The sequence below is a fragment of the Methylobacterium sp. D48H genome (genome assembly GCF_053345715.1).
Genome location: NZ_JBKFAP010000008.1, coordinates 216,881 through 232,577, shown reverse-complemented (window position 1 = coordinate 232,577; position 15,697 = coordinate 216,881). Strand labels below are relative to the sequence as shown.

General features: G+C 71.5%; 15 protein-coding genes and 1 pseudogene. 3 read left to right on the top strand and 13 right to left on the bottom strand.

Annotated elements, in window-relative coordinates; all coding sequences use genetic code 11:
* Nucleotides 1–205 (top strand): annotated as a pseudogene (locus ACLBX8_RS16440) (ferredoxin--NADP reductase); the annotation flags it as partial.
* Nucleotides 206–252: 47 nt separating this feature from the next.
* Here ACLBX8_RS16440 and ACLBX8_RS16435 read toward each other — a convergent pair.
* From ACLBX8_RS16435 to ACLBX8_RS16375, 13 genes are all read right to left on the bottom strand, one after another.
* Entirely contained in the window at nt 253–2,292 is a 2,040-nt protein-coding gene (locus tag ACLBX8_RS16435; protein WP_447715517.1) for a molybdopterin-containing oxidoreductase family protein, read from the bottom strand.
* A gap of 224 nt (nt 2,293–2,516) precedes the next feature.
* Complete coding sequence (locus tag ACLBX8_RS16430) at nt 2,517–3,209, bottom strand: GntR family transcriptional regulator (RefSeq protein WP_132368332.1); 693 nt, start codon at nt 3,207–3,209, stop codon at nt 2,517–2,519.
* Between the two features lie 85 nt (nt 3,210–3,294).
* Nucleotides 3,295–4,059 carry a carboxymuconolactone decarboxylase family protein gene (locus tag ACLBX8_RS16425; protein WP_020093167.1) on the bottom strand — a complete coding sequence of 255 codons (765 nt, stop codon included), beginning with the start codon at nt 4,057–4,059 and terminating at the stop codon, nt 3,295–3,297.
* A complete protein-coding gene (locus ACLBX8_RS16420; protein WP_020093166.1) occupies nt 4,056–4,445 on the bottom strand; it encodes a cupin domain-containing protein in 390 nt (129 codons plus the stop codon). Before ACLBX8_RS16420 ends, ACLBX8_RS16425 begins: the two co-directional genes overlap by 4 nt.
* A 9-nt stretch (nt 4,446–4,454) precedes the next feature.
* Nucleotides 4,455–5,360 (bottom strand): NAD(P)-dependent oxidoreductase, encoded by a 906-nt coding sequence (locus ACLBX8_RS16415; protein ID WP_447698940.1) that lies wholly within the window; start codon nt 5,358–5,360, stop codon nt 4,455–4,457.
* Between the two features lie 26 nt (nt 5,361–5,386).
* On the bottom strand, nt 5,387–6,742 hold the full coding sequence (locus ACLBX8_RS16410) for an MFS transporter (protein ID WP_447715516.1): 1,356 nt from the start codon (nt 6,740–6,742) through the stop codon (nt 5,387–5,389).
* A gap of 91 nt (nt 6,743–6,833) precedes the next feature.
* Entirely contained in the window at nt 6,834–7,235 is a 402-nt protein-coding gene (locus ACLBX8_RS16405) for a carboxymuconolactone decarboxylase family protein (RefSeq protein WP_091928057.1), read from the bottom strand.
* A 58-nt stretch (nt 7,236–7,293) separates the two neighbouring features.
* The gene (locus ACLBX8_RS16400) at nt 7,294–8,730 is read right to left on the bottom strand and encodes an aldehyde dehydrogenase family protein (protein WP_447715515.1); all 1,437 of its coding nucleotides are present in this window, start codon (nt 8,728–8,730) and stop codon (nt 7,294–7,296) included.
* Between the two features lie 4 nt (nt 8,731–8,734).
* Nucleotides 8,735–9,607 (bottom strand): NAD(P)-dependent oxidoreductase, encoded by an 873-nt coding sequence (locus ACLBX8_RS16395; protein ID WP_447715514.1) that lies wholly within the window; start codon nt 9,605–9,607, stop codon nt 8,735–8,737.
* 55 nt (nt 9,608–9,662) lie between these two features.
* Nucleotides 9,663–9,989, bottom strand: a complete 327-nt coding sequence (locus ACLBX8_RS16390; protein ID WP_020093160.1) for an NIPSNAP family protein — start codon at nt 9,987–9,989, stop codon at nt 9,663–9,665.
* 12 nt (nt 9,990–10,001) lie between these two features.
* Nucleotides 10,002–10,811, bottom strand: a complete 810-nt coding sequence (locus tag ACLBX8_RS16385) for an N-acyl homoserine lactonase family protein (protein ID WP_447715513.1) — start codon at nt 10,809–10,811, stop codon at nt 10,002–10,004.
* A gap of 127 nt (nt 10,812–10,938) precedes the next feature.
* Nucleotides 10,939–12,177 carry an MFS transporter gene (locus ACLBX8_RS16380; protein ID WP_447715512.1) on the bottom strand — a complete coding sequence of 413 codons (1,239 nt, stop codon included), beginning with the start codon at nt 12,175–12,177 and terminating at the stop codon, nt 10,939–10,941.
* Between the two features lie 146 nt (nt 12,178–12,323).
* Nucleotides 12,324–13,076 carry an IclR family transcriptional regulator gene (locus tag ACLBX8_RS16375; RefSeq protein WP_447698945.1) on the bottom strand — a complete coding sequence of 251 codons (753 nt, stop codon included), beginning with the start codon at nt 13,074–13,076 and terminating at the stop codon, nt 12,324–12,326.
* A 407-nt stretch (nt 13,077–13,483) separates the two neighbouring features.
* Here ACLBX8_RS16375 and ACLBX8_RS16370 point away from each other — a divergent pair, with 407 nt between their 5' ends.
* Together ACLBX8_RS16370 and ACLBX8_RS16365 are read left to right on the top strand one after the other, a co-directional pair.
* Entirely contained in the window at nt 13,484–14,494 is a 1,011-nt protein-coding gene (locus tag ACLBX8_RS16370; RefSeq protein ID WP_447698946.1) for an ABC transporter substrate-binding protein, read from the top strand.
* A gap of 50 nt (nt 14,495–14,544) precedes the next feature.
* Complete coding sequence (locus ACLBX8_RS16365) at nt 14,545–15,696, top strand: acyl-CoA dehydrogenase family protein (protein ID WP_447698947.1); 1,152 nt, start codon at nt 14,545–14,547, stop codon at nt 15,694–15,696.
* Nucleotide 15,697 lies beyond the last annotated feature (1 nt).

Genomic DNA, 15,697 nt, shown 5'->3' with positions numbered 1-15,697 from the left:
GATCACCGACCTGATGGTCTCGGGCAAGCTGTTCGAGGATATCGGCCTGCCGCCGATGGCGATCGAGAACGACCGCTTCATGCTCTGCGGCAGCCCCGACATGATCCGCGACACTCGCGAGCTCCTGACGTCGCGCGGCTACGAGGAGGGCAACCACGGCGAGGCCGCCCACTACGTCATCGAGAAGGCCTTCGTCGAGAAATAGCGCGCCCGCGCAGGCCGGTTCAGCCTCAGCCCGGTGCGGTCCGGAATTCAGGCTGCGCGAACCCAGACCGCGGTGTCGTGGAAGGCGGCGCCGTCGTTGGGCGCGGCCGGCGCGGACCCGATCAGCGCGTTGATCCCGCTGCCCCCGCCGATGAAGGCCGCGCTCGGCCACAGGCTCTCGACCACGACGACGCCCGGCTGCTGCCCCTCGGCGAGCCGCGCGTGCAGCCGGACCCGGCCGCGGGCGTTGCCGACCTCGACGGCGTCCCCCGTGCCGATCCCGAGCCGGTCGCCGTCCGCGGGGTGGATCAGGCAGGTCGGCCGCCCCTCGCGGCGGAGCGACTCGGGCACGTTGGTGAAGGTCGCGTTGAGGAACTGGCGGGCCGGCGGGGCGATCATGCGGAACGGGTGCTCCGCGTCGGCGGGCTCGGCCTCCGGCCAGTGATCCGGCAGGGACGGCATCCCGGCCGCGCGCGGGCCCAGTGACGCCCAGTCGGGCGCGAAGCGGAAGCGCGCGTCGGGATGGCCGAACCCGTTCAGGAAGTGGCTCTCGGCAAAGTCCGGCTGCGCGTCGATCCAGCGCTCCGCCTCCAGCCTGTCGAGGCCGCCCCAGCCGGAGCGCGCCAGGGTCGCGTCGGCGAGGTCCCGGGCGCTCAGGCGGAAGCCCGCGTGGTCCGCGCCGAGCCGGGCGGCGAGCGCCGAGAGGAGCGCGTGATTCGACCGGCACGCGCCCGGCGGCTCCAGGATCGCGGGGCCGGCCTGGATGTGGCTGTGGCCGCCGGCCCCGTAGATGTCGTCGTGCTCCAGGAAGGTGGTGGCCGGCAGCACGAGGTCGGCGAGCGCGGCCGTCTCCGTCAGGAACTGCTCGTGCACGGCCACGAACACGTCCGGCCGCGCGAGCCCGGCGCGCACCCGGGCGCTGTCGGGCGCGGAGACCGCGGGATTGGCCGACTGGATCAGCATGGCGCGGACCGGGGGGCCGCCCTGCAGGGCGTCGGGATCGTCGGCGAGCACGGCGCCGATCCGGCTCATGTCGAGCTCGCGCACGCCCGGCGCCCGGGCGTCGAGACCCTCCGTCAGGGTCTTGTCCCAGTTGAAGATCGCGGCGTGCTGCCAGAGGGCGCCGCCGCCCGGGTGCTGCCACGCGCCGGTGACGGTCGGCAGGCAGGTCACCGCGTGCAGGTTCACCGCGCCGTTGCGGCTCCGGGTGAAGCCGAAACCGCAGCGGATGTAGCTGCGCGGCGTGTTGCCGTAGAGGGCCGCGAAGGCCTCGATCGCGGCGGGCTCCAGGCCGGTGATCGCCGCCGCCCATTCGGGCGTGCGCGACGCCAGATGCGCCTCCAGCGCGGCCGTGTCCTGCGCGTGCGCGGCGAGATAGGCCCGGTCCGCGTTACCGTCGCGGAACAGGACGTGGAGCACCGCGCAGGCCAGCGCCCCGTCGGTCCCGGGCCGGGGCGCGAGGTGGAGGTCGGCCGCCGCCGCGGTCCCGGTGCGGTACGGATCGATCACCACCAGCTTGGCGCCGCGCGTCTTGCGGGCGCGGCTGATGTGGGTCATCGCGTTGACCTGCGTGCTGACCGGGTTGCCGCCCCAGACCACGATCAGGTCGGCCAGCGCCATCTCGCGGGGATCCGGCCCGGCGATCCGGCCGACCCCGGCGCTCCAGCCCGCGATCGCCACCGCCGTGCAGATGGTGCGCTTGCGCCGCGAGTAGCCCATCACGTGGGTCAGCCGGTGGATGCCGTCGCGCTGGACGAGGCCCATGGTGCCGCCCGAGTTGTACGGCCAGACCGCCTCCGGCCCCCAACGGTCCGCCGTCTCGGAGAAGGCCGCGGCCAGCCGGTCGAGCGCCGCGTCCCAGGAGATCCGGCGCCACGCCCCGCCGCCCTTCGGCCCGACGCGCTCCATGGGGTGGAGGATCCGGTCCGGGTGGTGGACGCGCTCGCCGTAGCGGCTGACCTTCGCGCAGATCACCCCGGCCGTGTAGGGGTTGTCGCCGCCCCGGACCGAGACGACGCGCCCGTCCGCGACTTCAACGTCGAGGCTGCAGGCGGAGGGGCAATCGTGCGGGCAGACGGTCCGGACCAAGCGACGAACTCCCGTGGCGCCAGCATGGGGAAGCAAGGACCGTGCGGTTCTGGGCCTTCCGCCGGGGGATCGCAAGGCGTGTCGCCGCCGGTCGCTCGGCGCAGGGCGCGCGACATCACCGACACGGCATCGATCATCTGGACCGCCTCGGCCACGGGCGTCGCCGCGGAGGCGACCTCGCCGCCCTCCCCCGCGCAGGGTCTGCGCGCCCGCGGACCGCGCGCTCAGCTCACCGCGTCGAGGGACGTCTGCGCGATGCGGAACGCGAGCTGCTTGAGGGCGACCGCGCACGCGTTGGTGACGTGGAGGCGGGCCAGCTGCTCGGCCTTCGCGGCGTCCCGGGCCCGGAAGGCCGCGACGAGGGCGTCGATCTCGGCGAGGCTGTGCGGCAGCCGCTCGGGATGCATCAGCGATGTCGCGCGCAGCAGGTTGATCCGGGAGTAGAAGCCGCGAAGGGTCTCGCGGACCAGATCGTTCCCGCAATGGCTGAGCATCACGTCGTACAGGACGCCCTTGGCGCGCAGGACGCGGTCCGTGTCGCCGCTGCCGGCGGCCTCGCGCAGATCACCGGCTGCGCGTCCGAACTCGACGATCGCCGCGTCCGTGGCCTGGGTGGCGAATTCGTGCGCCGCGTAGCCCTCCAGCACGGCCCGCAGCGCGTAGAGCTGACGCGCCTCCTCCACCGAGATCGAGGCCACGACCGGGCCGCGATGCGGCACCGTGTGGACGAGCTTCTCGGCCTCGAGCCGGCGCAGGGCCTCGCGCACGGAGGCGCGGCTGACGCCGAGCCCCTCGCACAACTCGCGCTCGATCAGCCGCTCGCCGGGGGCGTAGACGCCCGACGTGATCGCCTCGCGGACGGCGTCCTCGACCTTTTGCCGGAGCGTGTCCGGCTGGATGGCCCTGATCTTGTTCATCGCTGGGGATTCGGGGATCATTGGCGAGCCGAAGCGGTGGCATGGCGCAGCCTCGGGTGGCAAGGCGTGCCCCGGCGCGCGTCGGTCAGCCCCGGCCCCGCGCGGCCAGTTCGTCGCGCAGGATCGGCGCGGCCAGTTCCGCGCCGTGCATGCCGATCAGGCTGACAATCTCGAGGACTTCCATCAGCTCCTCCTTGGTCGCCCCGTAACCGAGGGCGTTCTTCATGTGCATCTTCAGGCCCGGCACGTAGAGGTGCGTCGCCGCCGCGTCGAAGGCGCAGTAGACGAACTCCTTCATCTTCGGCGTGAGCACGCCGTGGCGCCAGGGCCAGGCCGAGAAGTCGAGATAGCCCTCGAACAGGTCGGGATCGAGCTCAAGGAGACCGTCCCAGAACGCGTGCCAGTAGCCCCGGTCGCGGGTGAAGTCGGATTTCAGCTGCTCCTGCCGCGGCGTCAGCGGCGCGGGGCCGCTCCGCTGACCGGCCTCCTCCAGCACCTCCAGCAGCAGCGGCACGCCGATGTTGCAGGCGTGGATGCCGAGGGTCGCCGTGAGCGCGAGCACCTCCGTGATCTCCTCGGCCGTCGCGCCCGCGTCGAGGGCGTTGCGGATCTGGCGGCGCGTCCCGGGCGCGTAGAGGTGGGTCGCGGCCGTCGCGGCCGAGAGCGCGATCAGGGCGCGGTCCTTGGCGCCGAGATGGTTCTTGCGCACCGGGACCATCGCCAGCCGGGCCCAGGCGTCGAGGAAGCCCGGGGCCAGCTCGGCGAGGGCCGCCTGCTCCGCGTCCCAGTAACCGAGCTCGCCCTGCACGGTGTGCCGGAGGCTCTCCGGGCTCGGCGCGGGCCCGGTCATGCCGTGGCTCCGGCGTAGTCGGCCTCGACCACCTCGTCCTGCCAGTCGGTCTTGCCGAGCGAGATCGCCGTGTGGAGCAGGTAGCTGTCGGCGGCCGCGCCGTGCCAGTGCCGCTCGTCCGCGGGGATCCAGACGGTGTCGCCCGCGCGGATCGGCTGCGCCTGCTGGCCCGCGACGCAGATCCAGCCCTTGCCGGCCGTGACCTGCAGGATCTGGCCCTGCGCGTGCGCGTGCCAGAAGGTCCGCGCGCCGGGCGTGAAGAAGACGTTGTTGATCATCACGCCGCCCGTCGACGGCATCACCGGGTCGGCCCAGACCTGCCCGGTGAAGGTCGGCCCGCGGCTCTCGGACTTCGCGCTGTTCTCGCGGCCGTGGAAGATCTGCATCGTATCCTCTCAGTTCTCGTGTCGGTTGCCGTGGAGCCGGACACCACCGGAGACGTCGCCGATGGCGTCGACGACGCGGTTGGAGATGACGTCGCCGTAGCCGAGCGCCGTGGCGAGGCCGAAGCTCGCCATCGGGCCGGACGCGTTGAGGGAGGCGACGCCGAGCTCGTGCAGCAGATCGGTGTAGAGCACGACGTCCTTGGTCATCAGCTTGCCGGTCAGGCCGCCTTCCAGGTAGTCGCCGTCGACGATCTTCGGGAAACGGTTCAGCGTCGCGAAGTTGACGCCGCTGGAGGCGTTCAGCACCTCTAGGAGCCGGTGCAGGTCGAGCCCGGCCTTCCGGCCCGCGACCATGACCTCCGCGGTGGCGGCGAGGCTGACCGCGTTCAGGAAGTTGTTGAGCAGCTTGGTCGTGTGGCCGGCCCCCGATCCGCCCATCACGACGACCTTCTGGGCGATCGGCGCGAACACCCAGTCCAGCCGGTCGATGACGGCGGGATTACCGCCGACCATCAAGGTCAGCGTGCCTTTCTCGGCCGCGGCGGCGCCCCCGGAGATGCCCGCGTCGACGTAGGCGACGCCGCGCTCGGCCAGCGCCGCGGCGATGCGGCGCGTCGAGCTGGCCGAGGCCGTGCTGAGGTCGACGACGATCTGCCCGTCCCGGCAGCCCGCGAGGACCCCGCCCGCGCCGAGCACGACACGCTCGACCACCTTGCTGTCGGGCAGGGACATCAGGACCACGTCCGTCTCACCGACGACCGCGGCGATCGAGCCCGCATCCGTCGCGCCCCAGCGCGCGGCGGCCTCCCGGTCGGTGTCGAAGCCGACCACATCGATCCCCGCGCCGGTCAGGCGGCGCGTCATGCGGCCGCCCATGTTGCCGAGCCCGATGAAGCCGATCCGGTTCCCGTTCATGCTGCGTCCTCCGCGCGGCGTCCGGCTCAGTGGCCGGTGCCGAAATCGACGTCCTTGGTCTCCGGCCCGATGAGCGCGCCCACGGTGCCGATCAGGCCGCCGACGATGAGCAGGGCCACGGGCGTCAGCGCGAGCGGCATCAGCGCGCTCAGCCAGTCCATGTAGAAGGCGTAGAAGGACGGGATCACCACCGAGAGGCTGAAGCCGATGCCGAAGCCGGTGGCGCGGACATCCGTGGCGAAGCGCTCGTTGATGTAGGTGACGATGACGCCCCAGGGCGAGGTCACGATCACCGCCAGGAGGCTGACCAGCAGCACGCGGGTGCCGAACGCCATCTCGGGCGTGACGGTCAGCGTGTAGAGGATGTACGCGCCCACCGTCGCGATCAGCGGGCCGACGATCACGAAGAACCGCCGGCGGCCGATGAGCTGCCCGAGGAGGCCGGAGCCGATGTAGCTGAAGAACAGGATCGTGTAGCAGATCATCAGCGTCGCGGTCAGCGCGAAGCCGTTGAGGTGCAGGGTCTTCACCAGCAAACCGGTCGGCATGTAGATCGTGATGATGTTCTGCGTCGTCCAGAAGCCGGTCATCAGCAGCAGGACCTGCAGGAGGTCGCGCCCGCCCTTCCCGGAGAACAGGCCCGCCATGGGCGATGCCTCGGCCTGTTCTGCCCCGGCGGCGGCCTCCTTCTTCCAGACCTCCGATTCCGAGACCTTGTGGACGTAGTAGAGCGCGAGCAGGCCGGCGAGCGCCGCGCCGACGATGAAGGGGATGCGCCAGCCCCAGATTGTGTAGGGCGACCCGGGCCCGTCGAGCGGGAACAGGTAGAACATCAGCATCGTGATGAGGTTGATGCTGACATAGGCGGCCGGGAAGCCCGCGATGATCAGGCCGCCGACGAAGCCGCGCTTGTCCTTCTTGGAATACTCGATGGCGAGCGGCATCGCCCCGGTGTAGCCGCCGCCGAGGAAGATGCCGTCGAGGAAGCGCAGCAGCACCAGCAGGATGTACGAGGCGAGGCCGAGCGTCTCGTAGCCGGGCAGCAGGCCGATCAGCAGCGTGATCACCCCGAAGCCCGCCACCGAGTAGATCGAGGCGGCCCGGCGGCCGACCTTGTCGGCGATCAGGCCGAAGATGAGCGCGCCGATCGGGCGGCCGAGCAGGGTTGTGATGAACACCAGCGAGGCCAGCACCGTCTCCATCTGGGGAGACAGGTTCTTCGGCTGGAACATGAACATCACCGGCGCCAGCGCGACCACCGGCAGGTAGATGTCGAACATGTCGATGTATTCGGAGAAGAACGCGCCGCGGATGGCGCTCTTCCGCTTCTCCTCGATCGACTGGGACGCGGCCGGGCGCGCGCCCGCCGTCTCCGTTGTCAAGGCTGCCGACGTGACCGACATGGCGTCTCCCTCCCTGTTCGTCTGCCGCGCGAGTTTTCTGACTGCGTCGGACCTGGGCGCGGGTGCGGGCTCAGCGCCCGCTGGCGTGCTCTCTGTCCCAATCGGCGATCGCTGCGGAGGCGGTCCGGAAGGCCGCCAGGGCCGCCGGGGCGCCGCAATAGACGAGCGCCTGCATCAGCACCGCCTGGATCTCGTCCCGGGTCACGCCGTTGTTGAGCGCGCCTTTGACGTGGACGCCGAGTTCGTGGTGCTGGTTCATCGCGGTCAGCATCGCGATGTTGAGCATGCTGCGGGTCTTGAACGGCAGCGTCTCGTCGCCCCAGACCGCGCCCCAGCAATACTCGGTCACGAGCCGCTGGACCGGGCGGTTGAACGCGTCGGCATTGGCCCAGGACTTCTCGACATGGGCGGCGCCGAGGACGGTCTTGCGGTTCTCGAAACCCTGGCCGAACAGCTCGCTCTCGTCGGACATCTGGTTCTCCTGGTCGGGGCCGACGCGCGCGGGCGCCGGCCGCATCGCGCGGGACGGTTCAGTCGAGGCCGAAGCCGATCATCGCCTTGGTCTCGAGGTATTCCTGGAGACCGGCCTCGCCCCATTCCCGGCCGTTGCCGGACTGGCGGTAGCCGCCGAACGGCGCGTGGACGTCCGGGGGCGGGTAGTTGATGTGGACCTGGCCGCCGATGAGCCGCCGCGCCACGGCGCGCGCCCGGTCGCGGTCCCGTCCCTGCACGTAGGCGGCGAGCCCGTAGCGCGAGCCGTTGGCGATCGCGATCGCCTCGTCCTCGCTGTCGTAGGCAAGGATCGACAGGACCGGGCCGAAGATCTCCTCCCGCGCGATGGTCATGTCGGGAGTCACGTCGGCGAAGATTGTCGGGCGGACGTAGAAGCCGCGGTCGAGGTGGTCCGGCCGCTCCGGGCCGCCGGCGACGAGCCGCGCGCCCTCCGCGATGCCGGTGCGGATCAGCCCGACGACGCGCTCGTACTGGGTGCGGTTGACCACCGGGCCGAGATCCGTCTCGGGGTCCGCGGTCGGGCCGAGCCGGAAGCCCGCCGCCGCCTCGGCCGCGATGGCGGCCGCCTCGTCCATCCGGGCCCGGGGCACGAGCATCCGCGTCGGGATCGAGCAGGACTGGCCGGAATTGGTGCAGCAGGCCGCGACGCCGCGCCGGACCGCCCGATCGAAGTCGACGTCCTCCAGCAGGATGTTGGCGGACTTGCCGCCGAGTTCCTGCGCGACGCGCTTGATGGTCGGGGCTGCCGCCCGGGCGATCTCGATCCCGGCGCGGGTCGACCCGGTGAACGAGACCATGTCGATCCCCGGATGCGCGGCGATCGCGGCGCCGACGCCGGGGCCGTCCCCGTTCACGAGGTTGAACACGCCCGGCGGCACGCCCGCGTCGTGGAGCACCTGCGCGAACAGCATCGCGCTGACCGCCGAGTACTCGCTGGGCTTCAGCACCATCGTGCAGCCGGCCGCGAGCGCCGGGGCGATCTTCACGACGATCTGGTTGATCGGCCAGTTCCAGGGGGTGATCAGGCCGCAGACGCCGATCGGCTCGCGCCGGATCCGGGTGGTGCCGCGATCCTCCTCGAAGGCGAAGCGCTCCATCACCGCGATGAGCGCGTTGAGGTGCGCCGGGCCCCGCGCCGCCTGCCCCTTGCGCGCGAAGCCGATGGGCGAGCCCATCTCCTGCCGGATCGTCTCCGCGAAGATCTCGAACCGCTCCTCGAAGAGCGCGAGGATCCGGCGGAGGAGCGCGACGCGTTCGGCGGGCGCCGACTCCGAGAAGGCCGGGAAGGCGGCGCGGGCCGCGCGCACGGCCCGGTCGACATCCGCGGCATCGCCGAGCGCGAGGGTGCCGAACGCCGTCTCGGTGGCGGGGTCGATCAGCGGGAACGGCTGAGCCGAAACCGGCTCGACCCAGGCGCCGTCGATGTAGAAGCGGCTCAGGTCCGTAAGCGCCATGGTCTCAGGCTCCCTCGGCCAGCAGGCGGTACATCTCGGTGTGGTCGGCCGCGGGCCCGACCTCGCCGGCGATGGCGTGCCAGGTCTCGATGCAGTGCCGGCCGAAGCCGAGCGGGTAGTCGACCGAGTCAGCCAAAGCCCCAGCGATGCCGAGATCCTTGTCCATCAGCTTCAGCGAGAAGCCCGAGGCGAAGCTGCCGCTGAGCATGAACTGCTTGACCTTGTTCTCGGAGGTGTTGCTGCGCCCGGACGAGGCGTTGAGCACGTCGGTCATGGCCTCCGGCGCGATGCCGAAGCGCTGCGCCACGTGGAGCGCCTCGACGGTGGCGAGCAGGCCCGCGGCGGAGACGAAGTTGTTCAGCGCCTTGGCGGCGTGGCCCGATCCCGCTTGGCCGATATGCAGGACGGATGAGCCCATCGCCTCCAGCACCGGCCGCCAGCGGGCGAGGAGATCCGCCTCGCCGCCGACGAGGATCGCGAGCGTGCCGTCCACGGCCCGCCGCACGCCGCCCGAGACCGGCGCGTCGAGATAGCCGAGCCCCTTCCCGGCGAGCGTCTCGCCGAGCGCGCGGGAGCGCACCGGCTCCGACGAGCTCATGTCGATCACGGTGGCGCCGGCCGGGAGCGCGTCGGCCCAGCCCTCGTCGAGCAGCACCGCCTCGACGATGGCCGAGTTCGGCAGCATCGTGATCAGCAGGTCGAGTTCGGACGCGTTGTCCCGCGTGAGCGTCGCCGCGCCGAGATCCCGGGCGAGCGCGTCGGTCCGGCCTGCATCCGCGTCCAGCAGGCGGAGCGCGTGCCCCGCTCGGGCCAGGCACCGGCTCATGGGATCGCCCATCATGCCGAGGCCGATGACGCCGATGGTTCTCTGTTCCATGCCGTGAATATCCCTCTGAGCGACGGCCGGACTGGCCCGGCGCCGCGTGTCCCCGTCAGCGCAGGGCGGAGAAGTCCGTGGGGGCGAGGAAGGTGTTCTCGATCCGGGCGACGATCGGCCGGTCCTTCTCGGTCTCGGCGCGGGCGGCGATCCAGTCCGGATCGGCCTGGAAGGCGTTCCAGCGCGCCTCGCGCTGGGCCATGTCCTCCCACTTGAGCAGGTAGGTGAGCGCGTGGTTGTCGGGACCGACGAGCGTGGTCCAGAAGCCGACCTGCTCGATGCCGTATTTCTGGAAGAAGCCGAGCGTGGTGGAGCGGAACCGCTCCAGCAGGGCCGGCAATCGGGTCGGGGCGCAGTAGTAAACGCGCATCTCGACGATCATGGAATCCTCCGGTCAGTAGGTCGGTGAAGCGGTCGGAGGCAGGTCGACGCGCGCGATCCAGCCGGCAACATCCGCGGACGCCGGCGGGTAGATCGCGAGAACCTGCGGATCGTGGCCCGGGACGATGTGATTTTCGGACTCGGCCAGATGCCGGACCGTCCGATAGCCCTCGAACATGTCGCCGACATTGTAGACGATGGGATAGGCGAGCCGGCGACCGATATTGGCGTAGAAGTGCGCGGCGTCGGAGGCCAGTACGACCCAGCCGCGCGCGGTCCGGACTCGGACGATCTGCAGGCCGTCCGAATGGCCGCCGACCCGGTGGAGGGTGATCCCCGGATACAGCGTGTCGGTCGTCTCGCGGAAGCGGACGCGGTCCTCGAACAGGCGGTCCACCATCGCTTTCACGTCCTCGGCGGCGAAGGGGTGGCGGACCTCCGGATGGCACATGCACCGGCCGGTGCAGAACGCCATCTCGCGTTCCTGGACGTGGAAGCGGGCCGTCGGGAACAGGTCGTGGTTGCCGGCGTGGTCGTAATGCAGGTGGGTCAGGACGACGTCCTCAACCCGCAGCGGGTCGACACCGATCCGCGCCAGGCCCTCCTCGACCGGCCGCACGATGCTGCGGCCCCGCTTCGTCGCCATCGCGCGGTCGAAGCCGGTATCGACGACGATCGTCCTGCCACCGCCGACGACGACCCAGACGAAGTAATCGATCGGCATCGGGCCGTCGTGGATGTCCCCGCCGATGAAGTTCTCGCGGGCCATACGGTGATGATGCGCGTACTTGATCGCGTAGATCTCGTAGATCTCTGCGTCCATGCGGGCGTTTCCTTCGGACGGCCGGTTGACCCGGCTCATCCTCGCGGATGCCTCTCATCCGCGAGCCGAATGGAGCACATCGTCCGACAATCTGTCAATCTGGCAAAATCTGGTCCGCAATCGCCGGTCAGGCCGGCGCCCTCGGGCGACGCATCGCGAAGCCGAACACCCACAGGGACAGGCCGAGATTGATCGCCGCCACGGCCAGCATCACCTCCAGCAGGGGCAGCAGGCCGAGTCGTTCGGCGACGTAGCCGCAGGCCAGGGGCGTGATCGCCTGGCCGAGGAGCGGGAGGCGGGCGAGCCGGCCCATCGCCGCCGCGTACTGGCCCTGTCCGTAGAGCGCCAGCGGCAGCGTGCCCCGCACGACGGTGCGCATGCCGTTGCCGGCGCCGTAGAGCACCATCGCGAGCCACGCCAGGGACGGGATCGTCGCCAGCAGCAGGAGCCCCAGCCCGACGCTGGCGCTCGACAGGAGCAGGGACCAGGCCGGATGGGCGCGGCGGCCGAGGGCCAGTTCGACGACGCGCACGCCGACCTGGGCGGGACCGATCAGGCCGGTCAGGGCCACCGCGGCGGTCGCGCCGACGCCCAGCGTCTGCAGCAGGTTGAGCAGTTGCACCGAAGTGGCGGTCATGATCATCGCCGCCATCGTGAAGGTCACGGCGAGCAGGCGCTCCGCCGGCAGGCGCGCCGCTTCGGTCGAGCCGGTCGGCTCGTAGGGCCGGGGCGCCGCGGCGGGCTCGACCGCGCCCCGGCTCCGGGCCGGCAGAGCCCAGGCGAAGAGTGGGACCACGAGCGCGACGGACAGGATCGCGTAGGTGAGGCAGGCCCCGCGCCAGCCGACATGGTCGACCAGGAACCGCGTGGCCGGCCAGCAGAGCGAGACCGCGAAGCCCGACGAGATCGCGATCTGGGTCATCGCCCCGCGCGCGTTAGCGCCGTAGGCCTGGCCGATCGCCGCGAAGAGCGGGTCGTAGAGTGCGGCCGCCATGCCGAGACCGGCGACCATCCAGGCGAGCAGGAAGACCGGGAGGGACTGCGCGACCGCCATCAGCACGAGGCCCGCCGCGATGATCGTGGCGCCGGCTACGAGGACCGGCCGCCCGCCGTGACGCCGGATCATGCGGCCGACGAACGGCGCGGGCAGGCCCGACACGAAGATCGCGAGCGAGAGCGCGCCCACCACCATCGCCTGCGGCCAGCCGGTCTCGGCGACGATCGGGTCCGAGACGACGGCGGTGAGGAAGAACGTGCCGCCCCACAGGACGATCTGCGTGACGCCGAGGGCGACGTTGCCGGCGATGGTCGGACGCGGCAGCGTATCGGGCGGCTCTGAGCCGCGCGCGGTTGGGGCGCCGGGCACGATGATGATGTCTCCACGTGGTCGTCTTCGAGGCTGCAGGGCCTCGAGCCTCACTAGCGCGCTACCGGGCCGATCAGCCCCGCAATCCTCGATCTGCAGCCGTGCGCGGGGTTCGGAGGTGACGGCGGGGTCGACGGCGACCGGCCTCAGGGCCGCGACGGATCCTCCGGCAGGAACCGCGCCACCGCGTCGTGGATCGTCGCGGCGATCTCCATTTCCCGACGCTCGAACTCGTCGAGCAGGCCGGACACGGCGACCGCCAGCGGGCGGCCCTTGCCGTCGATGCGCCTGGGCAGCGGGACCGCGATCGAGCCTGCGCCCGTCGTGACGAGCCCGCGGGAGAAGAAGTGCCCGTCCCGACGCAGCCGCGCCAGATTGGCCAGGACGGCCGCGAGCGCGATGGGCGGCTGCTCGGCCGGCGCCTCCGCGTTCGTGCGGCGGACCAGCGGACCGATCTCGGCCTCCGGGCTGTCGGCGAGGAGCGCGGTCCCGGTCGCCGACCAGACGACGAGGCGGCGCGTCCCGGGCGGGACGTGGAAGCGCATGGCGGTGCGGGCCTGCAGGACGTGGAGGTACTGCGAGAAGATCGCGTTGCGCGCGGCGAGGATCACGGTCCCACCCGTGCGCTCCGAGAGGTGCTCGAGCATGCGCACGAGGCTGCCGTCTCGCACCGGTCCCTTGTCGAGCCACGCGCCGAGGAGCGCCACCCGGGGCGACGGCAGGAAGCTGCGGCTCGCCGGGTCGTAGTCGAGATAGCCGAGCCGGACGAGGCTCTTCAGGAGCACCGAAGTCGAGGATTGCGGGACGCTCAGCCGCTCGGCGATCTCGGAGACCCTGGCTTCCCGCTGGATCTCGTCGAACAGCTCCAGGATCTGAAGCACCCGTCCGGCGGACTTCACCAGGGCCACATCCGAACCGGCGGGATCGGCCCCCACCGTCAGGTCGGTGGACGCAGTGCCCCGCGGAGCGATGCGCTCAACCATGACGCGACGCGCGAAACGACAGTCCCGGAGGCCGCACAGCTCGAAACGGCCCTGGTCGCCCACGCCCGGATCCGTGGTGATCGCAGCGCATCGCAGGCACGTTCCCTCCTCCGCCGCGCCAACAGCCCGCGCCGCTCGCCGGCACTATAGATCCGGCATGCCCGGCGACTCCCATCATATACGTGATATTCTTCAGCATATGGGCGATGGCGGTTGATGCCGGGTTCGGGCTCTGCCCTACTCGTGCGCGGTGTCGGACCCGCCTGACTGACCGGCACCGGGAGACCGCGCGGCAAGCGCGGCCCTGCTCGGGAGGAATGCCGATGTCGCTCCGCCACGCGGCCGTCGCCGCGCGCCTCCTCGCCGCCGCGCTGATGCTCCCGGCCCTCGGCGGGGCGGCGCGGGCCGAGACGGCCTCTGTCCGCATCGGCCTGCAATACGGCCTCGTCTACCTGCCGGTGATGATCGCGCAGAGCGAGGGGCTGTTCGACAAACGCGCCAAGGCCGCGGGGCTCGACGGCTTGTCGGTCACGCTGACGCGTTTCAGCGGCTCGACCGCGATGAACGACGCGCTGCTCTCCGACAGCGTCGAGCTCGGCACCCTCGGCTCGGCCGGTGCCCTGATCGCCTGGGACAAGACCCGCGGGAGCCAGCAGATCAAGAGCCTCACCGCCCTGAGCTCGGTCGTCTACACGCTGTTCACCGGCAAGCCCGGCGTCGCCGCGCTGAAGGACTTCACCTTCGGCGACAAGATCGCGGTCCCGGCCTTCAACTCACCCCAGGCGATCCTGCTGCGGGTCGCGGCGGCCCAGCAGCTCGGCGGATCGGCCAAGGCCGACGCGCTGATGGTGAGCCTGCCCCATCCGGACGCCACCGCGGCGATGCGCGCCGGACAGGGGATCGCCGGCTACTTCGCGACGCCACCCTTCACGCAGGTCCTGCAGGCGGATCCCAAGATCCGGACGGTCATGACCTCGACCGGCCTGATCGGCAGCGGCGACATCACCGCCGCGACCCTGAACGCCAAGCAGGGCTTCGTCGACGCGAATCCGAAGGTGGCGCAGGCGATCCGCGCCGGGATGGAGGACGCAGTCGCGCTGATCCGCAGCGACCCCAAGCGCGCGGCGTCGATCTACCTCGCCTCCGAGCAGGTGCAGATCGATCGCGCGCAGGTCGAGACGATCCTGACCGACGGCTCCATCGTCTACGACGTGGCCCCGAAGGGCATGGTCGCCCTCGCCAAGGCCATGGCGACGCAGGGCTTCCTGCGGAAGGTGCCGGGCGACTGGCAGGAGATCTTCTTCCCCGGCCTCGAGGGCCGCGACGGCAGCTGAGCGCCGCGGATTCGGCGCCGCCAGCCCGTCCCGCCGCTCAGGGAGCCCCGATGCACAGTTTCCGCTTCAGCGCCGAGCCGCTCCCGCCCGAGGCCGAGGCCGCCCGCGCGTCCGTCCGCGCCTTCCTCGACGCGGAACGGGCGGCCGGGCATTTCGTCCCGCACCGGACCTCGTGGACGACCTTCGACGCCGCCTTCAGCCGGCGCGCGGGGGCCGCGGGCCTCATCGGCCTGACGATGCCGGAGGCCTATGGCGGCCACGGCCGCTCCGACCTCGTCCGCTTCGTCGTCACCGAGGAGATGCTGGCGGCCGGCGCCCCCTGCGGCGCGCACTGGATCGCCGACCGCCAGTCGGGCCCGCAGATCCTGCGGCACGGCACCGAGGCGGCCAAGCGGGCGATCCTGCCGCGGATCTGCCGGGGCGACTGCGCCTTCGGCATCGGCATGAGCGAGCCGAATTCCGGCTCGGACCTCGCCGCCGTCCGGACCCGCGCGGTCCGCGACGGCGACGATTGGGTGATCAACGGCTCCAAGATCTGGACGACGAACGCCCATCAGGTCGACTACCTGCTGGCCCTGGTCCGGACCGGCGAGCCGGGGCCGGACCGGCACGGCGGGCTGACCCAGTTCATCGTCGACATGGCGGCCCCCGGGGTGACGGTGCGGCCGATCCTCGACCTATCGGGCCATCACGAGTTCAACGAGGTGTTCTTCACCGATTACCGCGTCCCCGACGCGATGCGGGTCGGCGCCGAGGGCGCGGGCTGGGGTCTCGTCACCGAGGAGCTCGCCTTCGAGCGCTCGGGGCCCGACCGCTTCCTGTCGGATTACCGGCTGCTCGTCGAACTCGTCGACCGGATCGGGCCGGAGCCGGACCGGTTCCAGGCGGTCGAGACCGGGCGGATGGTGGCGCAGCTCACCGCGCTGCTGGGCATGTCGGCCTCGGTGGCCCGCCTCCTCGACCAGGGCGTCGTGCCGGGCGTCGAGGCGGCGCTCGTCAAGGATGTCGGCAACGGCTTCGAGCGCGCGGTGCCGGAGATCGCCCGGCGGCTGGTGCCGGTCGAGCCGAGCCTCACCGCGCAGGGCGACGCCTTCCGCGAGGCTCTGGGCGGCGTGACACTGCGGGCACCGTCCTTCACGCTGCGCGGCGGCACCCGCGAGGTCCTGCGCGGCGTCATCGCCCGGGGGCTGGGGCTGCGATGAG